Annotated in this window: 2 protein-coding genes; both read left to right on the forward strand. The window is 71.3% G+C overall.

What is annotated here, in order from left to right; all coding sequences use genetic code 11:
- Positions 1 to 268 precede the first annotated feature (268 nt).
- Positions 269 to 1,444, forward strand: a complete 1,176-nt coding sequence (locus tag WCD84_RS14180; protein ID WP_343281781.1) for a phosphoglycerate kinase — start codon at positions 269 to 271, stop codon at positions 1,442 to 1,444.
- Between the two features lie 120 nt (positions 1,445 to 1,564).
- Positions 1,565 to 3,031, forward strand: a complete 1,467-nt coding sequence (gene pyk, locus WCD84_RS14185; RefSeq protein ID WP_343281782.1) for a pyruvate kinase — start codon at positions 1,565 to 1,567, stop codon at positions 3,029 to 3,031.
- Positions 3,032 to 3,146: the final 115 nt, after the last annotated feature.

The raw sequence follows: 3,146 nt of genomic DNA on the forward strand, positions 1-3,146 counted from the left end.
AAGCGGGGCGCTGCGAGGGGGGTATGGACAGCGCACATGGACGTGCGCGGTAGGCGCTTCAGCCATGGATGGCTGATGCGCCGGTCCATACCCCCCTCGCAGCGACACGCCTCTGCCCCGCAAGCCGAAAGGCTTCACCCCGAACCGCCACGAGTTCTGGCCCGAGGAAAGGGGCGCGAGTCCGGTGCCGCAAGTGCTCGGGACGGGTTTGAATCCCGCACCGCACACGCCGACAATGACGCCCCCTGACACCCGGCGGCCTCCCTCCATGTCCATCCTTCGCATGACCGACCTCGACCTTGCCGGCAAGCGCGTGCTGGTCCGCCAGGACCTCAACGTGCCAGTGGCCGACGGCCGGGTGACCTCCGACCAGCGCATCCTCGCGTCGCTGCCGACGCTGCGCGCGCTGCTCGATGCCGGCGCCGCGGTGATGGTGATGTCGCACCTTGGCCGGCCGACGGAAGGCAGCTGGAGCGAGGCCGATTCGCTGGCGCCGGTGGCAGCGCGGCTGTCGGAGCTGCTCGGCCGCGAGGTGCCGCTGGTGCGCGATTACCTCGACGGCGTCGAGGTCGCTCCCGGCCAGCTGGTGCTGCTGGAAAACTGCCGCATGAACGCCGGCGAGAAGGCCGACGACGACGCGCTGTCCAGGCGTTACGCCGCGCTGTGCGACGTCTTCGTCATGGACGCCTTCGGCACAGCGCACCGCGCCCAGGCGTCCACGCACGGCGTGATCCGGCAGGCGGCGCAGGCCGCGGGCGGTCCGCTGTTGATGGCCGAGATCGACGCCCTGGGCAAGGCGCTGAAGGAGCCCGCGCGCCCGCTGCTGGCGATCGTGGCCGGTTCCAAGGTCTCGACCAAGCTCGAGCTGCTGTCGTCGCTGGTCGGCAAGGTCGACCAGCTGATCGTCGGCGGCGGCATCGCCAATACCTTCATCGCCGCCATGGGGCACGGTGTCGGCAGCTCGCTGCACGAAGCCGACCTCATCGACACCGCGAAGCGGATCATGGCCGACGCCCGCGCCCGCGGCGCCGACATCCCGGTGCCGACCGACGTGGTGGTGGCGCCGGCCTTCGCCGCCGACGCGCCGGCGACGGTCAAGGCGGTCGACGCCATTGCCGAGGGCGAGATGGTGCTCGACATCGGACCGGGGACCGCCGCGCGTTATGCGGAGATGATCGCGTCGGCCGGCACCGTGGTCTGGAACGGCCCGGTGGGCGTGTTCGAGTTCGATGCCTTCGGCAAGGGCACCGAAACCCTGGCGCGCGCGATCGCCGCGTCCAGGGCGTTCTCGATCGCGGGTGGCGGCGACACCCTGGCGGCGGTCGACAAGTACGGCATCGCCGACGGCGTGTCCTACATTTCCACCGGGGGTGGCGCCTTCCTCGAGTTCCTCGAGGGCAAGGCGCTGCCGGCGGTCGTGGCGCTGGAGCAGCGTGGCGGCTGACCCGGGCACGCGCGGAAGCGCGGTCCGGCGGATCGGCCGGGCGAAGCCGGGCATGCCGATCGCCATGTCGCTCGGCTAGCATTGGGGCCCGTTCCGCAATCGCCCAGCGCAAGGCCCAGCATGTCCGAATACCGCCGTGGTACCCGCATCCTGGCGACCTTGGGTCCCGCAAGCGACGCGCCGGGCGTGCTCGACGCGCTCGTGCGCGCCGGCGTCAACGCGGTGCGGCTGAACTTCTCCCACGGCGTGCCGGCCGACCACGTGCGGCGCGCGCAGGAGGTCCGCGAGGCCGCGGCGCGGGCCGGGGTCGAGGTCGGCATCCTCGCCGACCTGCCGGGCCCCAAGATCCGCATCGACCGCTTCGAGGGTGGCCGCGTGCAGCTGGTCGCGGGCGAGCGCTTCGAGCTGTATGCCCGCGAGAACGCGCCCCCGGGGGGCGCCGGCGGAGTGGGCGTCAGCTACCTCGGGCTGCCTGGTGACGTGGGCGAGGGCGACGTGCTGCTGCTCGATGACGGCATGGTGCAGCTGCGCGTGCTGTCGGTCGAAGGCGACACCATCGCCACCACGGTGCTCAACGACGGCGTGCTCTCCGATCGCAAGGGCTTGAACAAGCAGGGCGGCGGCCTGTCCCTGGGTGCGATCACCGGACACGACCGCGAGCTGATCAAGGTCGCGGCCGACATCGGCGTCGATTTCATCGCGGTGTCCTTCTGCCGCACTGCCGACGACATGCACGAGGCGCGCCGGGTCGCGCACAGCCACGGCTGCGATGCCGCCCTGGTCTCGAAGATCGAGCGCGCCGAGGCGATCGAGAACCTGGGCGCGATCATCGACGCCAGCGACGTGGTCATGGTCGCGCGCGGCGATCTTGGCGTGGAGATCGGCGATGCCGAGCTTCCGGGCATCCAGAAGAAGATCATCCGCGAAACCCTGGCCCGCAACCGGGTGGTGATCACCGCCACCCAGATGCTGCAGTCGATGGTCGAAAGCCCGATGCCGACGCGCGCCGAGGTGCTCGATGTCGCCAACGCGGTGATCGACGGCACCGATGCGGTGATGCTTTCGGCCGAAACCGCCGCCGGTGCGTATCCGGTGGCGGCGGTGGAGGCGATGAGCCGGATCTGCGTCGGCGCCGAGAGGCAGTTCGAGCACGACACCGATTTCGAGGCGGCCCAGCGCGGGCTGCAGCGCGCCGACCAGGCGATCGCGATGGGCGCCATGTTCCTCAGCGAGCACATCGGCGTGGCCGCGATCGTGGCCATGACCGAATCCGGCGGCACCGCGCGATTCCTGTCGCGCTTCCGTTCCAGCGCACCGATCTATGCATTCTCGCGCCATCCCGGCGCGCGCCGGCGCATGAGCCTGATGCGCGACGTGTTCCCGGTGGCCCACGACAGTCGCGGCCAGGGTGCGCGCGAGGCCGCGCGCGACGCCGTGGGCCTGCTGGTGGCCGCCGGCCTGCTGTCGTCCGGCGACCGCGTGGTGTTCACCAGCGGCGAAACCATGGAAACCCACGGCGCCACGAACACCCTGCGCCTGCTGCAGGTCGGCGAAGACGGCGGCGCGCAAGGCCTCGGGACACTCTGAAGGAGCGCCGCGGGCCTCTTTCGCGGAAGAGGCCCTTGTTGAGCGGTCCGTGCGCGAGCAGCCCCCTGTGCGAGCGGCCCTTGCGGGAGCGGCCCTGGTGGGAGGGAGCGGCCCT

Source organism: Luteimonas changyuni (genome assembly GCF_039548395.1).
GTDB lineage: Bacteria > Pseudomonadota > Gammaproteobacteria > Xanthomonadales > Xanthomonadaceae > Luteimonas.